This is a genomic window from Maribacter thermophilus (assembly GCF_001020565.1).
GTDB classification, from domain to species: Bacteria; Bacteroidota; Bacteroidia; order Flavobacteriales; family Flavobacteriaceae; genus Maribacter; species Maribacter thermophilus.
Window position 1 is genome coordinate 1,309,478 of record NZ_LDAS01000001.1, and the last position, 19,795, is coordinate 1,329,272.

Annotated in this window: 15 protein-coding genes; 8 read left to right on the forward strand and 7 right to left on the reverse strand. The window is 37.4% G+C overall.

The features are described from left to right. Window positions 1-23: 23 nt before the first annotated feature. The 6 genes from AB657_RS05705 (at window position 24) to AB657_RS05730 (ending at window position 8,564) form a co-directional block, all read left to right on the forward strand. Complete coding sequence (locus AB657_RS05705) at window positions 24-4,355, forward strand: CusA/CzcA family heavy metal efflux RND transporter (protein WP_047245612.1); 4,332 nt, start codon at window positions 24-26, stop codon at window positions 4,353-4,355. A 10-nt stretch (window positions 4,356-4,365) separates the two neighbouring features. Then, complete coding sequence (locus AB657_RS05710; RefSeq protein WP_047245613.1) at window positions 4,366-5,514, forward strand: efflux RND transporter periplasmic adaptor subunit; 1,149 nt, start codon at window positions 4,366-4,368, stop codon at window positions 5,512-5,514. A gap of 81 nt (window positions 5,515-5,595) precedes the next feature. Beyond that, window positions 5,596-6,039, forward strand: a complete 444-nt coding sequence (locus AB657_RS05715; protein ID WP_394332521.1) for a thioredoxin family protein — start codon at window positions 5,596-5,598, stop codon at window positions 6,037-6,039. Window position 6,040: 1 nt separating this feature from the next. After that, window positions 6,041-7,021 carry an FAD:protein FMN transferase gene (locus AB657_RS05720; protein WP_047245615.1) on the forward strand — a complete coding sequence of 327 codons (981 nt, stop codon included), beginning with the start codon at window positions 6,041-6,043 and terminating at the stop codon, window positions 7,019-7,021. Further along, entirely contained in the window at window positions 7,018-7,230 is a 213-nt protein-coding gene (locus AB657_RS05725; protein WP_047245616.1) for a DUF4266 domain-containing protein, read from the forward strand. Before AB657_RS05720 ends, AB657_RS05725 begins: the two co-directional genes overlap by 4 nt. Window positions 7,231-7,253: 23 nt before the next feature. Continuing rightward, the gene (locus tag AB657_RS05730) at window positions 7,254-8,564 is read left to right on the forward strand and encodes a DUF3570 domain-containing protein (RefSeq protein ID WP_047245617.1); all 1,311 of its coding nucleotides are present in this window, start codon (window positions 7,254-7,256) and stop codon (window positions 8,562-8,564) included. Between the two features lie 26 nt (window positions 8,565-8,590). Here AB657_RS05730 and AB657_RS05735 read toward each other — a convergent pair whose 3' ends face one another. From AB657_RS05735 to AB657_RS05765, 7 genes are all read right to left on the reverse strand, one after another. Then, complete coding sequence (locus tag AB657_RS05735; protein WP_047245618.1) at window positions 8,591-9,904, reverse strand: TolC family protein; 1,314 nt, start codon at window positions 9,902-9,904, stop codon at window positions 8,591-8,593. Window position 9,905: 1 nt separating this feature from the next. After that, a complete protein-coding gene (locus AB657_RS05740; protein ID WP_047245619.1) occupies window positions 9,906-12,986 on the reverse strand; it encodes an efflux RND transporter permease subunit in 3,081 nt (1,026 codons plus the stop codon). Further along, a complete protein-coding gene (locus AB657_RS05745; RefSeq protein ID WP_047245620.1) occupies window positions 12,986-14,065 on the reverse strand; it encodes an efflux RND transporter periplasmic adaptor subunit in 1,080 nt (359 codons plus the stop codon). The genes AB657_RS05740 and AB657_RS05745 overlap by 1 nt, the downstream gene beginning before the upstream one ends. Window positions 14,066-14,588: 523 nt before the next feature. Further along, the gene (locus AB657_RS17615) at window positions 14,589-15,605 is read right to left on the reverse strand and encodes a TonB family protein (protein ID WP_157491594.1); all 1,017 of its coding nucleotides are present in this window, start codon (window positions 15,603-15,605) and stop codon (window positions 14,589-14,591) included. After that, window positions 15,577-16,830 carry a hypothetical protein gene (locus tag AB657_RS05755; RefSeq protein ID WP_157491595.1) on the reverse strand — a complete coding sequence of 418 codons (1,254 nt, stop codon included), beginning with the start codon at window positions 16,828-16,830 and terminating at the stop codon, window positions 15,577-15,579. The genes AB657_RS17615 and AB657_RS05755 overlap by 29 nt, the downstream gene beginning before the upstream one ends. Before the next feature lie 188 nt (window positions 16,831-17,018). Then, on the reverse strand, window positions 17,019-17,711 hold the full coding sequence (locus AB657_RS05760; protein WP_047245622.1) for a hypothetical protein: 693 nt from the start codon (window positions 17,709-17,711) through the stop codon (window positions 17,019-17,021). Further along, on the reverse strand, window positions 17,708-18,451 hold the full coding sequence (locus tag AB657_RS05765) for a hypothetical protein (protein WP_047245623.1): 744 nt from the start codon (window positions 18,449-18,451) through the stop codon (window positions 17,708-17,710). Before AB657_RS05765 ends, AB657_RS05760 begins: the two co-directional genes overlap by 4 nt. A 579-nt stretch (window positions 18,452-19,030) precedes the next feature. Here AB657_RS05765 and AB657_RS18270 point away from each other — a divergent pair. Next, on the forward strand, window positions 19,031-19,369 hold the full coding sequence (locus tag AB657_RS18270; protein ID WP_394332528.1) for a DUF6804 family protein: 339 nt from the start codon (window positions 19,031-19,033) through the stop codon (window positions 19,367-19,369). A gap of 16 nt (window positions 19,370-19,385) precedes the next feature. Beyond that, window positions 19,386-19,790: a hypothetical protein gene (locus AB657_RS05775; protein WP_047245625.1), complete on the forward strand. Its 405-nt coding sequence runs from the start codon at window positions 19,386-19,388 to the stop codon at window positions 19,788-19,790. The last annotated feature ends 5 nt before the right edge of the window (window positions 19,791-19,795 follow it).

The window sequence follows — 19,795 nt, forward strand, 5'->3', positions numbered from 1 at the left end:
CAACGTTGATTATTTTATGTCAAATGCTATCATATATTATTAATTTCAGTATTAAGAACAAGTTTATTGTTCTATTATTTACATGTTTTATTATAGGTTTTGGGTTCTATTCCCTATCAAAAATACCTATAGGAGCCGTACCCGATGTTACCAATAACCAGGTACAGGTAATTACCACGTCGCGCAACCTATCTACCCAAGATATAGAACAGTTTATAACCTATCCGGTAGAATTGGAAATGGCCAACCTTCCAGGTGTTTTAGAGATTCGTTCCGTATCAAAATTCGGTCTTTCAGTGGTAACCATTGTATTTGAGGAAGACATGGGTTCTTTTCTACCCAGACAACTTATAGCCGAAAAAATAAAATCGGCCTCGGAAAAGATTCCCGAAGGTTTTGGCTCACCGGAAATGGGTCCCATTACAACGGGGCTTGGTGAAATATATCAATATATTTTGGATGTTGAACCAAAATACAAAGACCAATATACCCCAGAAGATTTAAGAACCATTCAAGATTGGCTCGTTAAAAGGCAACTGTCGGGTATCCCCGGGGTCGTAGAGGTAAATACTTGGGGCGGTTTTTTAAAACAGTACGAAGTTGCCATCAATACAGATAAGTTAAATGCCATGAATATTAGTGCAAGCGATGTATTCAAGGCCCTGGAAACGAATAACAGTGTCACCGGTGGCGGATATATAGAAAAGGTAAACCAAGCTTTTTTTATTCGCGGGGAAGGGTTAATATCCTCATTGTCAGATATAGAGAATATTGTAGTAAAAAACGAAAATGGTATTCCCATTTATATCAAAGATGTTGCCAAGGTAGGTTTTGGAAACGCCATTCGTTTTGGTGCCATTACCGGAAACGGGGAAGGAGAAAAGGTGTTGGGGCAGGTAATGATGTTAAAGGATGCCAACTCAAAAAAAGTAATCGACGCGGTTAAGGAAAGAGTCGCGGCTATCTCTAAGTCATTGCCAAAGGGCGTATATATAAATCCTTTTTTGGACCGCAGCGACCTTATTGCCAAAACAACCTTTACCGTCACCGAAAACCTTGTTCTGGGCTGCTTGATCGTCATCTTCGTAGTCGTATTGCTACTGGGTAACCTTCGTTCAGGACTAGTGGTGGCCTCGGTAATTCCTTTATGTTTACTTTTTGCCCTGTCAATGATGTATATTTTTGGTGTCGATGCCAATTTAATGAGCCTTGGCGCCATTGATTTCGGAATTATTATAGACGGTGCCGTCATCATTGTCGAATTCATAGCCTTTCAGATTACAAAAGAACACGATAAAATCAACTCCCTGACGGTAAAGGAGCAACAAGCACTAAAAGATGGCATTACTTTTAAGGGAGCTTCAAAAATGATGAACTCTGCCATTTTCGGGCAACTTATTATACTAATCGTATTCATCCCAATTTTATCATTGAGCGGTGTAGAAGGCAAAATGTTCAAGCCAATGGCACTTACCTTCAGCTTTGCATTGATCGGCGCCATGCTCTTATGTTTCACCTACGTACCTGTAGTAGCTTCCCTATTTCTAAAACCTTCAAAAGTAAGCGACAAGAACATCTCTGTTCGTTTAATGAAGTGGTTGCGAACAAAATATGATCCGATCATAGACTGGGCCTTGGGCAAGAAAAAAATTGTTCTGGGCATAGCCACTGCCCTATTGGCGACGGCCACCTATTTGTACATCTCTATGGGTGGCGAATTTGTACCAACATTGGATGAAGGTGATTTTGTAATACAGCCTGTTTTAAAAACCGGAACCTCTTTGAGCAATACGGTAGAGACCTCTATGGAAATAGAAAAGATTTTACTACAAAAATTCCCTGAAGTAGATCAGGTAATTACCCGGATAGGGGCTGCAGAAGTACCCACCGATCCCATGTCTATGGAAGAAAGTGATGTAATTATAACGCTAAAACCAAAAAGCGAATGGACATCTGCATCCTCTAAAGACGAACTCGCCGATAAGTTCAAGGAAGCTTTGGCCGTTATCCCTGGCATGGGAGTTGAGTTTACCCAGCCCATTGAAATGCGTTTTAATGAACTAATTACAGGTGTAAGGGCAGATATAGCCATTAAGATATTTGGCGAAGATCTAGATATTCTTGCCAACAAGGGTAAAGAAATAGGCGATCTGATAAAAAATGTAGATGGGGCCGCGGATATTTCTGTCGAAAAAGTTGCTGGATTACCGGAGATGAACGTTAAATACAATCGCTCTAAAATTGCGCGTTACGGGCTCAATATTCAAGAGCTCAACGATATGGTTACCATGGGCTTTGCCGGAAAAACGGCCGGCAGTGTTTTTGAGGGAGAAAAAAAGTTTGATCTCGTCGTAAGGCTCGATGCCGAAAAAAGAAAAGATATAGACAATCTTAAAAACCTGTATGTAGATCTACCCTCGGGAGGAAAAATTCCTCTAAGTGAATTGGCCGATATCTCGTATAAAAAAGGAGCTGCAAAAATATCGAGAGATGATACCCGAAGACGAATTGTCGTAGGTGTCAATGTCAGAAACAGGGACCTACAATCTGTCGTAGACGATATAAAAACCTTGGTCAACGAGCATATAACATTACCTGCAGGCTATTCCATTAGTTATGGGGGGCAATTCGAAAATTTACAAAGTGCCAAGGCAAGGTTATTGGTTGCAGTGCCCATAGCCCTTATTCTCATATTTATACTGCTCTATTTTGCTTTCAAATCCATTAAAGAAGCATTAATGATCTACTCCGCCATACCACTAGCGGCCGTTGGCGGCGTTTTTCTTTTATGGATAAGGGATTTGCCTTTCAGTATTTCCGCAGGTGTAGGTTTTATTGCCCTTTTTGGAATAGCCGTATTAAACGGAATTGTATTGATAGAGCATTTTAAAGAATTAAAAAAAGAAGGTTTTAAAGACATGGACACGTTGATAAAACAAGGGGCCAAAGACAGGTTACGTGCTGTTTTACTAACGGCCTCGGCAGCCGCCCTAGGTTTTCTGCCAATGGCAATATCTACCAATGCAGGTGCCGAAGTGCAAAGACCTCTCGCAACAGTGGTTATAGGCGGTTTAATAACTGCAACATTACTTACATTAGTGGTATTGCCCGTTTTATATTCTTATCTCTACCGCTCTAAAAGCCACCCAGCTAAAAAGCTACCAGGCGCTTTGGGGATAATCGGCATTGTGCTATTATGCTCATCCACATCTTTAAATGCACAAAGCGATAAAAAAAACTTAAAAGAGTTGTTGCCCATCGCCATGGAGAACAATGCCGGTCTAAAGGCCTACAAACTTAATATGGACCGATCTGATGCTTTGATCAACAGCGCCTACGATTTTGAAAAAACTAGTGTTTATTATCAGTTCGATGAAAACAATATAGCCATTAACAACGAGCCCTTACAGGTTTTCGGCGTACAACAAAACTTTAAATTCCCTACAGTCTATTTTTCTGAGAAAAAGGTAAACAAAGCCAAATACAATCTTTCGGGAAGCGCCTATCGTATTCAGAAAAAAAGATTGGAAAAAGAGGTGACGACCCAATATTATGAGTACCAAGTAGCCTATGAGATGGCAAATGTGTATCATATATTGGACAGCTTGTATAGTGATTTTGCCAATATCGCCAAACGGCGTTATGAATTGGGAGAAACCAATTATCTAGAAAAAATAACGGCTGCTTCCAAACAAAAACAAATACAACTAAAATATTTGGATGCTCAAAAGAACATGGCCATTACCCTTCAAAACCTACTTAAAACAGTACAGTCTAAAGAAAAATTAGACATTGCTATAGAACCTGTCTTAAAAGTACCAATGCGTTCTATAGACATAGAAAATAGTCCTGAAATAGATTTTTACAAAAACCAGATCAATATTAGTCGGGCCCAAAACAATTTGGAAAACCAGCAATTGCTTCCCGACATAGGTATCAGTTATTTTCAAGGAAGCAATGCTGGTTTAAACGAAAATTTGCACGGCTACCAGTTGGGATTAAAAATCCCCTTGTTCTTTACAGGACAAGCTTCACGTATCAAGGCTGCCAAAATTGATCGGTTACGTGCAGAATCTGAATACAGGGAATATGAAATTGGACTGAACACAAAACTTTCGACATTAAAAAGAAAGCTTGTCACATTGCAAGAGACATTGACCTACTATGAAAACGAAGGAAGTATGTTATCCGATGAAATTCTAAAAACCGCCAATGGCAATTTCAAAAATGGTGAAATAGATTTTTACCAGTACATACAAAGCTTGGAAAGTGCCTATGAGGTAAAAATAGACTACTTAAACAAGCTAAAGGACTACAATCAAACAGTTATTACCATTAATTACCTAACTCTTTAAAACAAATCTTATGAAATCGTATATATATAAAATATTATTACTAGCCATAGTTTACGGCGCATCGGGTTGTGGAGAAAATAAAGATACCACCACAAAAAATGAAAACGGCCTAGATAGCGGCAACTCATCCGTTATAAAAGTTACCCAAGATCAGTTTAACAAATTGGATATGCAATTGGGCGCTTTGGAAAAAAAGTCCTTTCCAATAATAATAAGTGCCAATGGCATGATAGATGTACCGCCCGAAAATAAAGCGGTGGTAAACGCCACCATGGGCGGTTATATAAAAACGACCCCATTTTTAATTGGTGATAAAGTTAAGAAGGGACAAACATTGGTGACCATAGAAAACCCTGAATTTATAAGCCTTCAACAACAATACATGGAAGTAAACGAACAACTGGGGTTTTTAAGGGCAGAATATGAACGACATAAGATTATGCAAGCAGAGAATATTACCTCGCAGAAAAACTTCTTAAAAGCGGAAAGCGACTATAAATCTGCTGTGGCAAAACATACCGGCCTCGAAAAGCAATTAAAAATGCTCAACATTTCACCGACAAACGTAAAAGCCGGAAAATTAGTTTCTTATGTAACGATAAATGCGCCTATTTCGGGTAGTATTACCAGTGTAAACGTCACCAAGGGCACCTATGTCTCCCCTGCCACCCCGATTATGGAAATAATAGATAACAGCCATGTGCACTTAGAGCTCAATGTATTTGAAAAAGATATTATGAACGTAAAGAAAGAACAAAAAATAATCTTTACTATTCCCGAGGCCTCCAATAAAAAATATAAGGCGAAAGTACATTTGGTAGGTACGGCCATTGAAAAGAACAGGACCATTAAAGTACATGGGCACCTAGAGGACGAGGACGAAGAAAACTTTTTGACGGGCATGTTCGTAGAAGCTGAAATAATTACAGAAGAAACCCTATTAAATGCATTGCCCAGTACAGCGGTCGTAAAAACAAATGACCATAATACCGTATTGTTATTGGACAAAAAAGAAGGTGATACATATTATTTTACGCAAAATATAGTTAAAGTAAGTAACGATGCATATAATGGTTATGTACCTATAGACAACAGTAGTGACTTTCAGCCGGACACTCAATTTTTGACCTTAGGTTCTTATAACCTTATCACTGAATAACATTTCTTTTGAAAATAGGTATTATATGTTACATGGTTCTGAAGTACAAAATGACCAAAACATTATTAAATAGAAAATAAAGTGAACAGAAAGATAAAATTGATCGTAGTGCTTTTTATGACCGGTCTAACGACATTATGTGCCCAAGACTGGAAACATGATTTTGAAGAAGCCAAAGAGATTGCCTCTAAAGAGGACAAAACTATTATTCTTGTTTTTCAGGGATCCGATTGGTGTGCCCCCTGCATAAAACTGGATAGGGAGGTATGGAGCACCAAAGAGTTTCAAACATATGCCAAGGAACATTATATAATGCTTCAGGCGGATTTTCCCAGAAGAAAGAAAAACAAATTGCCCGAAGAGCAACTGAATGCCAATAAAAAATTGGCCGAACAATACAATCAAATGGGGGTGTTTCCTTTAGTAGTGGTATTGGACAAAGATGGAAACGTTTTAGGCGAAACAAGTTACAAGAAAATGGGACCAAAAAAATACATCGCCCTACTAAACAATTTTATAAAATAATTTGAAAAAGCTTTTACTCATAGCGCTTGTCTTTTGTTGTAACATTGCTTTAGGGCAACAGAATTATCTGAGAACCCTAAAGTTAATGGGGAGCCGTTTTGATATCACCGTTGTGGCCAACGATTCGGTTACCGCCAATGGTTATATAAGTGATGCAGTAGCAGAAATAACGCGAATAGAAAAGCTCATATCTTCTTGGGACAAAAATTCTCAAACCTCTGAAATTAATAGAAACGCTGGTATAAAACCGGTAAAAGTGGCCCCTGAACTCTATGCACTGATAAAAAGGGCCATTGGTATTTCTAAACTTACCGATGGTGCCTTCGATATTAGTTATGCCTCTATGGACCGTATCTGGAAATTTGATGGTAGCATGACGGTTATGCCCTCTAAGGAGGAAATAAAATCCTCGGTGGCCAAGGTCGGGTTTCAGAATATTGTTTTAAATGACGAAGAAAGATCTGTTTTTCTAAAACTACCGGGAATGAAAATTGGTTTTGGTGCCATCGGAAAGGGATACGCCGCGGATATGGCCAAAAAATTATTGATGAGCAAAGGTGTTGTTGCCGGCATCATCAATGCTTCGGGAGACATGAACACATGGGGCAAACAACCGAATGGAAATGATTGGAAAGTAGCCATTACCAACCCTTTGGACAAAAATAAGGTCTTTGCATTACTGCCCATTACCAACGGGGCCGTGGTTACCTCTGGCAACTACGAAAAGTATGTAAACTTTAACGGTAAAAGATATAGTCACATTATAGATCCCAGAAGCGGGTATCCGTCTAGTGGAATTATCAGTGTTACCGTATTTGCCCCTAAAGCAGAATTGGCAGATGCCCTTGCCACCTCCGTTTTTGTAATGGGAAAAGACATAGGTCTTGATAGAATAAACCAAATGCCAAAAATTGAGTGCATCATCATTGATGATAAAGGCAATATTTCAAAATCGAAGCATATAGAAATAGAAAAATTATGATAAAAAAAGCATTAATGTTTGCCGTTATACTCAGTTCTTTTAGCAGCTGTGTCGTGGTAAAGGAATATGACAAAGTTAATCTCAATGACCCCGATATGATACTCGCCGATAAAAATTGCGACCGTAACGTGTCTACCATGCATTCGTACCGCGAAGCGGCCTCTGGTGCCAATGGGGGAAAAACCGGAGGAGGCTGCGGTTGCAATTAATAATCTAGTAACGGTAACAAACCATGAAACAATTAAAATATTATTTATTCTTATTATCGGCATTAACGTACCTATCTCTTCTTTCGCAAGAAACGGGTGACGTTTCATCCTACAAAAAACGTGTTTTGGAAAGTACGGAAGTAGACTTTTTAACAAGCTATTACTCCCAAGATGGCGACAATGCGGCCGTAAGCGGTGGTGTTGGTACAGAGGAGCTAACGGACGTAACGGGAACATTTGTTGTTTCCATACCATTGAACGACGATGATGTCTTAACCATAGATGCAGGGGTATCTGCCTATACTTCGGCTTCTTCCAGTAATGTAAACCCTTTTGACGGTTCGGAAGCCGCCGACCCTTTTGTGGCCAGTTCCGGAGCCTCTAGATCGGATACTTGGGTAAATTTTACCGGCTCTTACAGTCATAGTTCCGACGATAGAAATGATATTTGGTCGGCCAAAGTGTCCGTCTCTTCCGAGTACGATTATTTCTCTTTCGGTTTTGGTGGAGGATACACTAAACTTTTCAACGAAAAAAATACCGAAGTAAGTGTCAACGGAAATATTTATCTAGATTCTTGGAAAACTATATACCCCTTTGAACTAAGACCTTTTGGAAACAATGGCATCGGCTTTTTTAGACCTACCGAAATAACGGGAAATACCGCTTACAATCCCAATTTCACCGAATTTGACAAAGACAACAGAAACTCTTACTCTTTAGGTTTTGGTTTTTCTCAAATACTGCATAAGAATGTGCAAGGTTCCCTGGCCTTGGATTTTGTTAAACAGGAAGGTTTGTTGTCCACTCCTTTTCAGCGCGTATATTTCAGTGATGTAGCCGATAGTTTTATCGAAGACTTTCATTTGGCCGACGATGTGGAGCGCCTACCCGATAGCCGATTTAAAATTGCCATGGGAGGAAGATTGCATTGGTATGTAAACGAAACAGTAACGGTACGTACTTTTTATCGTTATTATTTTGATGATTGGGGCATTAACTCACATACGGCAAGTATTGAAGTTCCTGTAAAGATTACCGATAAATTTACCCTGTATCCCTCTTATAGGTTTTACAATCAGACAATGGCAGATTACTTTGCCCCTTACGAAACCCATTTATCAACAGAAGAGTTTTACACCTCCGATTATGACCTTTCTGAATATTCCGCCAACCAGTTTGGTTTTGGTGTCTCTTACACCGATATATTTACCAGCGCACATCTTTGGCGTCTTGGTTTAAAGAGTATCGACCTAAAATATTACAAGTACGATAGAGACACTACTTTCTCCTCAGGTATAGTTACCGCAGGTTTTAAATTTGTAGTGGACTGATCCTGTAAAAGAAAGCACCTTATTGGTTAAATAGATAAATTTCCTGCGAGTTGCTTCAGTACAATTTCTGATACTTTCGCCTGAAATTTGGCATTACTAAAGCGTACTTTAGCGTTTATGTAGTTTAATTGGGCCGTTCTAAACTCTATGGTGGGTATAATACCTATTCTATATTTCTCTACGGTAATGTCCAAATTTTCTTTGGCAATGGCCTCGTTATTACCTTCTAGCTCTATTAGACTGATATTTGTGAGATAGGTTTGGTAGGTAGTACCCAAAAGAGCCAAAAGTTCTTGTTTTTGTTTTGCAATTTCTACCTCTGTGTTCTCGATGTTCAGTTTTCCTATCTTCTCGCTTCTATTTTGATTAAAACCATCGAACAAATTCAGGGTTGCCCCAAAACCATAACTGAATCCCCGAGATTCAGAACTGGTATTAAACCCAAGGCTAGATTCCGATTTACCAAAATCATAACCTGTAGTAGCATATATGGTAGGGTACCTGGCAGCTTTCACCTGTTTTAATTCCAGTTCGGCTATTCTTTTATTTATTTCCATGGCCAATAATTGCGGATTCTCATTGAGCACCATAGTCTCAAGATCGGGCAACAATAGACTTTCGTCCACAAAAATCTCGGGAGACACCTTAAAATCGGTATCCAAGTCACGCGCCAGTTGTTGGTTAAGTTGAATCTTAGTATTCGCATATAGTTCTTTCTGACGCTTCATTAAGGTCAAATCCGTATTCAGGTCCACTTCGGCATTTAACACCTCTAGTTTAGAGGCCTTTCCAATGGTAAACCTGTTCTGCGCCAACTCTACCCTTTGCTTCGATATTATAATGGTACTGTCCAGTGCAGATAGTTGCTGTTGTTGCTGTACCAGATCGTAATACGTAACCATTACATCACCTACCGTAGATAAAATTACCTGCTTTAGCTCGGCATCGCCCAACTTTTTATTTTCTTTTAATTGCTCATAATTGGCGAACATACCAAACCCGTCGAACAAGGTCCAATCCAAGGCAACCCCATAATCCAAACTACTGTTTCTGGCATTGTCCAGTTCCACAACGGAACCGTCAGAACGTGTCTGTGAGCTATTTTGAACACTATTGTCATCGGTAATACTGGCTTCAACATATGGCAACATACCTGCAAAACCAGGACTAACCCCATATTCATCGATCTTTACACCGTTGGAGGCGATAATAATATCATAGTTATTCTTTAAAGCCAACTTTACCGTCTCATCAACGGTAAGGATCTCTTGGGAAAAACCTGTGACAATAGAACTAAATAAAACAACTACTGATAAAAGAATACGGTTATGGTATGGCATTTTAATTACTTTCTAATACTTTAAACTCCGGTCTTTCTACCCTATCTCTTGACCATAGATAGTAAAGGGCAGGTATCACAAATAAGGTCAGCACCAATGAAAACATGGTTCCGCCGATAATAACGACCCCCATACCAATTCTACTGGTAGATGCTGCACCCAAAGAAAGCGCAATAGGCAATGCCCCGAGTGCAATGGTTAAACTGGTCATTAAAATAGGTCTTAACCTAGATTCGGAAGCCTTTAAAATAGCCTCATTTTTTGGCATGCCCTGCTCTCTTAGCTGATTCGCGAACTCTACGATCAAGATTCCGTTTTTGGTCACCAGACCGATCAACATAATGGTTCCGATCTGACTAAAAATATTCCAAGACTGCCCAAACAACCATAACGAGAACATGGCCCCGGCCACGGCCATAGGCACCGTTAGAATAATAATAAACGGATCTACAAAGCTTTCGAACTGGGCGGCCAAGATCAAGAATATTAACAACAACGCCAATCCGAAGGCGAACAAGGTATTGGAACTACTTTCTACAAAATCTCTAGATTCACCACCCAGATCTGTGGTAAAAGAATCGTCCAAGACCCGTTCTTTAATGGCCTCCATAGCCTCTATACCGTCATTTATGGTCTTACCCTCTGCAAGGTTTGCCGATATGGTCGCGGACATATATCTGTTATTATGATACAATTGTGGCGGACTACTATGCTCTGTAGTTTCTACCAAATTGTCCAATTGGATCAGTAGCCCATCTTTGTTTTTTACAAAAATTGAAGTCAGGTCTACCGGTGCGTCCCTATCCTTTTTATCGAACTGACCAATTACCTGATATTGTTTTCCGTTCATTAAAAAATAACCAAAACGTTGACCACTAAGAGACAATTGTAAGGTTTGTGCCACGTCCAATACCGAAACGCCAAGACTTTCGGCTTTCTCCCTATTTATGTTCACATAAATCTCAGGTTTATCGAACTTGAGGTTCACATCTACAAAAGAGAATGTTTCATCTTGCTCCGCCTCTTTCATAAACTCGGGAATCTTTTCTTTCAGCTTTTCGAAGTTCTGGGCCTGAATAATAAACTGGATCGGTGGCCCTCCCCTTCTGTTCACTGAAATTGTCGGCTTTTCCGATACGTTTGATTTACCTCCCACATAAGCTTTGGCCCATCTGCCGAGGTCCTCGGCAATCTCGTGCTGTGTACGTTCCCGCTCACTTGGATCCACCAGGGCAATATTTGCCCTACCGCTATTTACCGAAGAAGAACCAAAACCAGGGGATGTAAGCACCAGACTCACCTTTTTTTCAGGAATGGAATCGTTTATCAAATTGGTAATATCGGTCATTAAACGATCCATATATTCATAGGACGATCCCTCGGGCGCCGTAACGCTCAACCGAACAAAACTACGGTCATCATATGGAGCCGTTTCTTTCGGAAGTAAAATATAGAACAGTGCTATTAAGCCCAGACAAACAAATAAAATAGGAAAGCTAAGCCACTTTCTTTTCATAAAAACCCGTAGCGATTCCGCATAAGATTCATTCATTTTAACAAAGTACTTCTCGGTAAAATGATAAAATTTAGATTGCTTTTGTTTACCCGGTTTTATCAAATAGGCATTTAACATCGGTGTCAACGAAAGCGATACAAAGGCCGAAACCAGTACCGCGGCACCGAGCACCACCCCAAACTCCCTGAACAACCTACCCACGAAGCCCTCTAAAAATATAACAGGTAGAAAAACGGCCGCCAAGGTTATGGAGATAGAAATAACGGCAAAAAATATTTCGTTAGATCCTTTAATAGCAGCTTCTATGGGGCTCATGCCCTCCTCTACCTTTTTATAAATATTCTCGGTAACCACGATACCATCATCCACTACCAAGCCCGTGGCCAGTACAATGGCCAACAATGTCAATACATTTATAGAGAAACCAAAGAGCCACATGATAAAGAAAGTAGCGATCAAAGAAACAGGAATATCTATTAGCGGACGCAGGGCCATAGACCAATTTCTAAAAAACAAATAGATAACCAGAATAACCAGGATTATAGAAATTATCAGGGTTTCTACCACCTCTGTAACCGCACGCCTTACGAAAACGGTATCGTCTATAACCACATTGAGTTTAAACCCTTCCGGAAGGTCTTTTTTCAGTTTTTCATACTCCTCATAAAAGGCATCGGCAATTTCCAAATAATTGGTACCCGGTTGTGGAATTACCGCCGTTGCTACCATTGGCTGACCAGAATCGCTCATTTTGGTCTCCATATTTTCTCCTTCCAACGAAGCCTTGCCTATATCACTAAGGCGAACAAGCTTCTCGCCCTCGGCCATGATAATAATGTTGTTAAACTGTTCCTCGGTCTGTAGGTTTCCTATGGTCTTAACGGCCAATTCGGTATTGGTACCCGTAAGTTTTCCCGAAGGCAGTTCTACATTTTGGGCCAACAGGGCATTACGTACATCGGCAACGGTAAGTCCGTAGGAAGCTAGTTTCAAAGGGTCTATCCACAGCCTCATGGCATATCTACGTTGCCCCCATATCTGAACACTACTTACCCCGGGGATCGTCTCTATACGTTGTGCAATGACATTTTCGGCATAATCGGACAATTCTAAAATATTCCGATCATCACTTTGTACGGTCATAGAAAGTATACGTTGTGCATCGGCATCTGATTTGGATACTACCGGGGCCGAGTCCAAATCATCTGGAAGGCTTCTGACCGCCTGTGAGACCTTATCCCTTACATCATTTGCGGCATCTTCCAGATCCTTGTCCAAATCAAACTCTATACTAATAGAACTGGACCCCTGTACACTGGAAGAAGAAATATTTCGAATACCATCTATAGAGTTAATGGCCTTTTCCAGGGGTTCGGTAATCTGCGATTCGATAATATCTGCATTGGCTCCGGAATAGCTTGTTCTAACCGATACTTGAGCGGGATCGATGGAAGGAAACTCACGTATGCCCAAATAGGTGTACCCAATAAGACCGAACAATACGATGGCAATGTTCATTACAATAGCAAGAACCGGGCGCTTTATGCTTAAGGTAGATAAATTCATTATTTAGCGGGCATTAATTCTGGTTCATCCAATTCTACTTCTACTGGCGCACCATTTTTAAGCGCCATTACACCATAGGTGAGAACCGTATCGCCGGCATGCAGACCAGACAATACCCTAACGGAAGAGCCTGTTCTTGCCCCAATTTCAACATCGATTTCTTTCGCCATACCATTTTCGACAATAAATATCTTTTTACCGTTTTGAACAGGTATCAATGCTTCGGAAGGCACCAATAAGGCATCTTCAATGGTTTCCAATGGCAGTACCACGTTCGCATAGGCTCCCGGATAAAGATGCCCCTCGGCATTATCGGCCACTGCACGCATTTTCAATGTTCTTGTTGCTATCTCCACCTCGGGCTCTACGGCATAAATGGTAGCCGTATACTCCTCTGACGAATCTGATGTAGTAAAGATAAAATCGGAGTTTATATTTATTTTGGATGCGTACTTTTCAGGAATAGAGAAGGTTAATTTTAATTTACTGGTGTTCACCAATTTTGCAACGGGTGTCTCAGGGGTTACATACGTTCCCTTTGAAATGGACCTTAACCCGATCGTACCGGAAAAAGGAGCCCTTATAACGGTCTTTGATAATTGTGCCGCTATTAACGAAGCTTCGGCACTGGCCGATTGATAATCGGCACTGGCAATATCGTATTCCTCTTGGCTAATGGCCTGTTTGTCCAATAACAACTGGGCACGCCTTTCGTTTTCAGCCGCCAATTTTTGGGCCGTTTTCACCTTCGACAGTTGTGCCTGCAGCTCTATGTCGTCTACGGTAAAAAGTACTTGCCCTTGGGCTACCTTACTACCTTCCTTAAAATTGATACTTTGAACAATACCCGAAATTTCGCTTCTAATCTCTATCTGTTCGTTCGCCTCCAAAGTACCCGATAGCGAAATGTTATCGTTAAACTTTTGGGGCTTTAACACCATGCCTTTTACGGTAGTTGCTTTTATGGAACCTTCAGAGCTTTTGGGTTCCCCAATCTTTGAGTTGGTATTAATACGATATATTATCATCCCTCCCAATCCTACAATTAAAAGGGTGTAAATAATGTATTTTAGTTTCATAAGTTTGCGTTGGTAGTTTGTTATTTCTGGTATAACAAAACTAGCCTTAAAACACTTTTTTATAAAAAAGTTATGCTTTATTTAACAAGCTTTAACACAATCGACGAATTTTAAGAGATAAACGACATTTTTAGCAACACCAACGACAGGATAAAAAAAACTTTTTTTGAAATCTGCGAAATTTATGAACATTTTTCACGCAAACACTTCCTCTGACCTTCTTCTGTTTTCTTGCGTGAAATGGTTTAAAAACATGAGGTTGTAGAGAAAGAAGGTTATAGAAAAAAATTAGTGTTTTAGAATCTATCGGCCTAGAATAGTATGGTCTTAAATCAGGGAAGGGTTTATATGATTTTCACCTCAGTTCTTTGTTGGGCACAAGAACCTACAGTTTAATTTTTTTCTTGCAATAGTTGAAAATTCTTGGTTCACCATTACACGGCCCCAAAAACTAAATATAGAATATAGCCTGTAGTAACGACTACAACGATTCTTGTATAATTCACATGACCAGAATTATATATTATCCAAATTTAAAATCAATTGCAATTGTTTTTCTCTCTTCAACAAATTCATCATTCTTTTTAGCAGGTATCCATTTTGGACTCATATTCATTACTCGAATGACTTCTTCTTTAAAATAACTAGCTCCTTCTGAAATTTCTATAGCTGATATATTACCGTCTTTTAAAACTGTAAACGATACATGTACCGTTCCTTCTACACCCATTTGACGAGCTTTAAGAGGGTAAATTATATAATGAGATAACCATTTGTTGAAATTAGCACTACCTCCCCTAAACGAAGCTTCTCTGTTCTCGGCTAGAGGCAAATCATCTTTAACATCCAGTATGTCTATTAAGTCCTGGGTTTTTTCAGAGAAATATGAATTTGGAAAATTATCTTTATACGCTTTAAGTACTACTGGGTCTATGCTTTTTTTTGCTTTTAAAAATAGTCTCCTCTCCAGGTTTTCTTTTTTTGTTTTTACGACTTCTTGTTTGTCGTTATCTTTTTGGCGTTGTTTTTTTTCATTACCGATAGCCACATTTTCAACCTCTTTTTGCCTATCAATTTTTTGTTGTTGGTACTTTCTTTCTAGTTCGTTAAAAGCACTATCTATTAACGCTCCCGTTTTTTTATAACTTTCAAATAGTTCAGAACTTTGTTTTTGGGGCGGTGTTACCTTAAGAAAGGTCTCATATGCAATTTTAGCCTTAACTATGTCTCCATTTTTATAATAGGCTTGCATGAGTAGTGATTCTATTTTAGGGTTTGTTCTTCCTAATAAATTCTTGGCTTTATTGGCATATATAATACTATTATCATAATTACCGGACTCAAACGCTGTTTCTGCCTCTTTATAATACTCCTTAGAATCTTGTGCAACTATTGGTTCCATTGATTGAGAACCAAAAATATTAAATAAGCAAAAGGCTATAAAAATTAGTACCTTACTTATATTAAAATTGGATAGATGTAGATATTTCATATAATTGATTTGAAGAGCATTAATCATAAGTTCTATAGTAAGTTTCAATTAAATTTAGATTTTCATCGTATATTCTAATTTCAGAATCTCCTACCCAACTATTATTGCGGTTTTTAGCCATATCCTTATCTATCTCAATTTCATATTCAACTACTTTCGGATTTCTCTTAATCCACCCATTATTTGTATGCACAGAATATTCTTCTAGATGTACCTTGTGACGCCAGAAAATTTCCGTTGATTTATTACCATTTCTAGCTACGATTTGATATTCATTCATTCTATATTCCCTAAAACTTAGCCTAAGCCTTACAAAAAAGTATTGGTTATCTATTTTTTTAGCCGTATCAAGTTCTATTTCCTCAATATGCCTATAATCATCAGGTGAAAGAATTACTTTATTTTCTCCTTTTGTTTTAACTCCATAATTACCTGATTCATTTTTAAACATTTCCAATTCAGGATTTTTCTTAGGAGTAATATCACCCCAAAAATCATCTTTTGTATAAGTAGTTTCTTTAGCAATCGTTTTTTCAGCAGCCTTTAATTCTTCAAACGGTGAAGGTTTTTCTTCTCCTTTTTCATAGCTTAAGAAAGTATCATATATACTTTCAATTTCATATTTAGGCCATTCCAATTTATCTATATGGGCTTTTAGATAAATTGTAGTACAGTTGTCGAACTTTGTCTTTAGTTTACCAAGTAGTTCGTTTTTCTGTGTACTTGAGAGGTTTTTAAATTCAGATTTCGGTATATTATGTTCTTGAGAATTCGTAAGTCCCCAATTCCATTGCCAAAAATCATTCCAAGTTTCAGGACTTCCAGGAGACAAGTTTTTCGATTGTACCCCTGCTTTCGAATATAATATCTGCCAATCGGATAATTTATAGGTAAAGTCGGAATCAACTCTATTATCCTTATTTCCAGAAATAACCATACTTATTTTTGATGGTTGAATATTGTCAAACCTTTTTAATAGGTCTGGGTACTTTTCTAAATCTTTTCGGTTTAATATTTTACCGGTACCAAGTATAATTGAACCGGATGCCTCCCATTTAAACGAGTAAAACTCCAAAGGTTCACCTAAAAAATCCCACCACTGGATGCCTAATGTAAAACTATCCATTAAACCTTTAGGTTCTACTTCATTAGAAATCGCACTGCTGGTAATAGATCCAATAAATCTATTTTCTGTATCTCTATTAAATTCTGTCTGCGAAAAACTACGTGTATACATTAGTACACTAAACAACAGTAGTAAAAGTTTATTCATGTTTGGAGGAGGGGTTAACTTATAGCGTGTAAATTGCTTTTAAGCTTATACAACGTGTTTGTATGCGGTTTGTTGCACGTGAGGTGGCACTTAACTTTGCTAATACACACCAATCTGAAAATCCGCGAGGATTTTTAGAAGTAGGCGAGAACAAGCAATTACTTATAGGCAATGTTGTGCGTAGTTTTTTATTTTATTAGATGATTTATTATTTCTTCTTTAATTTGTTTGATTAATGCTAGTTGATTTTTCACACCTTTTAGATTTTGATGCGAACTAATTCCGCCATTTTTACTCAATTGTATTTGCATTCCTTTAAAGGGAATTGTTATACTGGATAAATCAGCACCATCATTTTTCAATTGTTCAAATAGAGGTTCATTTTTTAAATCAGCTCCAAAAAGTGCTGAGGAAGACACTCTTGAACTTACTCCTTTAAACCAAGCACCTGTATATTGTTCGGTATGTTTATGTAATTGGTTAAGATCTAATTCTATTTCTTTTAATTCAATCCCTAATGAGGAATCCTTTTTTAAAGTCCTAAGTAAATCTTTAATTACATTACTGCTCTCACATAAATATGCATATCCTTCTTCTGGATTGCAATACATTTTAACTGTAAAAGTTTTTTTGTATCCATTAAGTTCCATTTTTACAGGTTGATTGTCTACAAAACCAAAAGCTAATCCTTTATCCTTTATAAGCATTTCGTGTTCTACTTCGTAATACTCGAAACCGTGATATGCGGTAGCTATGTTTCGAATTGAAGTTTGTTTTTCCTCTGTAAATCCAGGAAGTGTCAAATTATAATTATTATGCCTTTCTTGACCTGTATGAATACTAGGGAACTTTATAATATTTACTAATCTGTATGTATTCATATCTCAATTTGTAAACTCAAATAATCTTTGGTTGTGTCAAAAAGTTTATTTATCGAGTTAGATTTTATTATTAATTGATTTTTATTGACACTTACAATATTCTCGTTGTTTGGAATTCTAATAGAAAAGTTAAAATTATAAATTGATTGTTCTGGTAATTTTTTTATCCAATAACTGTAAAAAGGACTTGTTTTAGGATATTCGATAGTCAAATCAAATTTTTTGGAATCACTAATGATTGAATTCAATGAGTTTTCAATTACTTCAGTAACCTCAATTAATTCGTTTATTGTTGGTTTTATTCTTTTAGTCGGTACTATTAACCTAGATGAAAATAAATTTATTCTAAAAGTTTCATTATTTGTGATTTGCAATCTGAATAAGTGACTGTCTTTATAGATAAATTCAATAAAATCCTCATATTCTTTATTTATTGAAATGTTTAATCTTTTTAAATTTTTTATAAATAGAATTTTGTCAAATTCATTTTCTTGTTCAATACAATAAGAAAACCTCCAATAAGTATGGTCTTGCTTAAACCATTGAAAAATTCGGTTAATTGCAAAATGGAATTTTAAATTAAGATTATATAGTAAAAGGATTACCGAAATCGAATAAGAAGAAATAGTAAATATTGTATCAAATTCGTTCCAAATTGGTTTAATACTATCTTTAAATAAGACGTAAACCAAAAGTGGTACGATTAAAATAATTAAAACTAATATTTGTTTAAATTTCATTTCTTTTTTTCAAATTACGGACAGCAATTGTGTAAGCGTACCATGGCACGTTTATTTCTTTTTTAGGTGTAATTTATTACATATCAACAAAACAGGTATTTATAGGGTTTATCGGTATATTAACCGTAGACGATACCGTTACAAACGACTAAAATTGTATAAAAATGAATCTTATCACCTTTCTGTAATACCGGCATAACCTTACGACCTAACCATAGTCTTGTTTTATAAAGCCTCTAATTTACAGACTTTCTATAATTAGAAAGTCCCCCTCAAATTAACTATTTTTTTGAAAAATTCTTTTACGGAAAAGCGTAATCACCAAAAACATACTATTTAACCCTTATAGAAGATCTATCATTTGATTAAAAAAAAACATTGATCGCCACCCTTCGTAAAAAAACAGGAAGTATGGCTATAAAAAGATTGCGTCTTATTGAGAATTGAAAAAATTAACACAAGACATTACGGAAATCTGTAAAGAAGACAAGTTCTTTTATAATAGGTTTGGATCATATTTAACCAAATAACCATACTATTTTAATGAAATATACATTCACAAAAGATTTCTACGGTTACATGGCCATTTCATGTTCCTTGGCTTTAATTATTGCAATATTTCCTTTAGAAAGTATATTTTATGATTTATTGAGGTTTCTTGTTTTTATTGGAGCTCTACTTACAGCCATAAAATCATTAAAAAAGCCTTTTGTTCTACTTTCATTTATACTTATTGCTTATTTATTCAATCCGATATTTCCTGTATACCTATACCGAAAATCTATTTGGTTCCCTATTGATGTTATAAGTGCCCTACTATTTATAGCAAACGTTTTTCAGGTAAAAAAGACTAGACCTTACATACCGTACAATAGAAAAAAACCAATTAAATCTTACGGACGAGATAAAAAATTCTAAACCAACAAATTAAATTATGGAAGAAACCACAATATCCGAGGAAATTAAAAGTCATTTCTTGCGATTGTACCAAATCGCATTGACCGATGATGATTTTAGTCCGCTAGAAATGAAGTTGTTATATGAATTCGCCAGTGAAAGAAACATTTCAAAAGAGCAATTAGATGAAATCTTGGTAGCGCACTCAGGGGCTATTACGATACCCAAAACAGTAGAAACACGTATCGAATACCTCTATGATCTTGCCCGTATGATATGGGCAGATGAAAAGGTAACCGAAGATGAATATAACACCCTGAAAAAATACTGTAGGAAATTCGAATTTCTAGAAGAGAATATAATATCTCTGGCAGATTATCTTATTGAAAGTGCCAAAGAGGGTAAAAGTAAAGAGGCTATTCTCCAAGAACTTAATAATTAAATAAG

Coding starts and splice junctions, on each gene's coding strand:
- AB657_RS05705 (WP_047245612.1), top strand. CDS start 24: ATGCTATCATATATTATTAATTTCAGTATTAAGAACAAGTTTATTGTT.
- AB657_RS05710 (WP_047245613.1), top strand. CDS start 4,366: ATGAAATCGTATATATATAAAATATTATTACTAGCCATAGTTTACGGC.
- AB657_RS05725 (WP_047245616.1), top strand. CDS start 7,018: ATGATAAAAAAAGCATTAATGTTTGCCGTTATACTCAGTTCTTTTAGC.
- AB657_RS05730 (WP_047245617.1), top strand. CDS start 7,254: ATGAAACAATTAAAATATTATTTATTCTTATTATCGGCATTAACGTAC.
- AB657_RS05735 (WP_047245618.1), bottom strand. CDS start 9,904: ATGCCATACCATAACCGTATTCTTTTATCAGTAGTTGTTTTATTTAGT.
- AB657_RS05740 (WP_047245619.1), bottom strand. CDS start 12,986: ATGAATTTATCTACCTTAAGCATAAAGCGCCCGGTTCTTGCTATTGTA.
- AB657_RS05745 (WP_047245620.1), bottom strand. CDS start 14,065: ATGAAACTAAAATACATTATTTACACCCTTTTAATTGTAGGATTGGGA.
- AB657_RS05755 (WP_157491595.1), bottom strand. CDS start 16,830: ATGAATAAACTTTTACTACTGTTGTTTAGTGTACTAATGTATACACGT.
- AB657_RS05760 (WP_047245622.1), bottom strand. CDS start 17,711: ATGAATACATACAGATTAGTAAATATTATAAAGTTCCCTAGTATTCAT.
- AB657_RS05765 (WP_047245623.1), bottom strand. CDS start 18,451: ATGAAATTTAAACAAATATTAGTTTTAATTATTTTAATCGTACCACTT.
- AB657_RS18270 (WP_394332528.1), top strand. CDS start 19,031: ATGGCCATTTCATGTTCCTTGGCTTTAATTATTGCAATATTTCCTTTA.
- AB657_RS05775 (WP_047245625.1), top strand. CDS start 19,386: ATGGAAGAAACCACAATATCCGAGGAAATTAAAAGTCATTTCTTGCGA.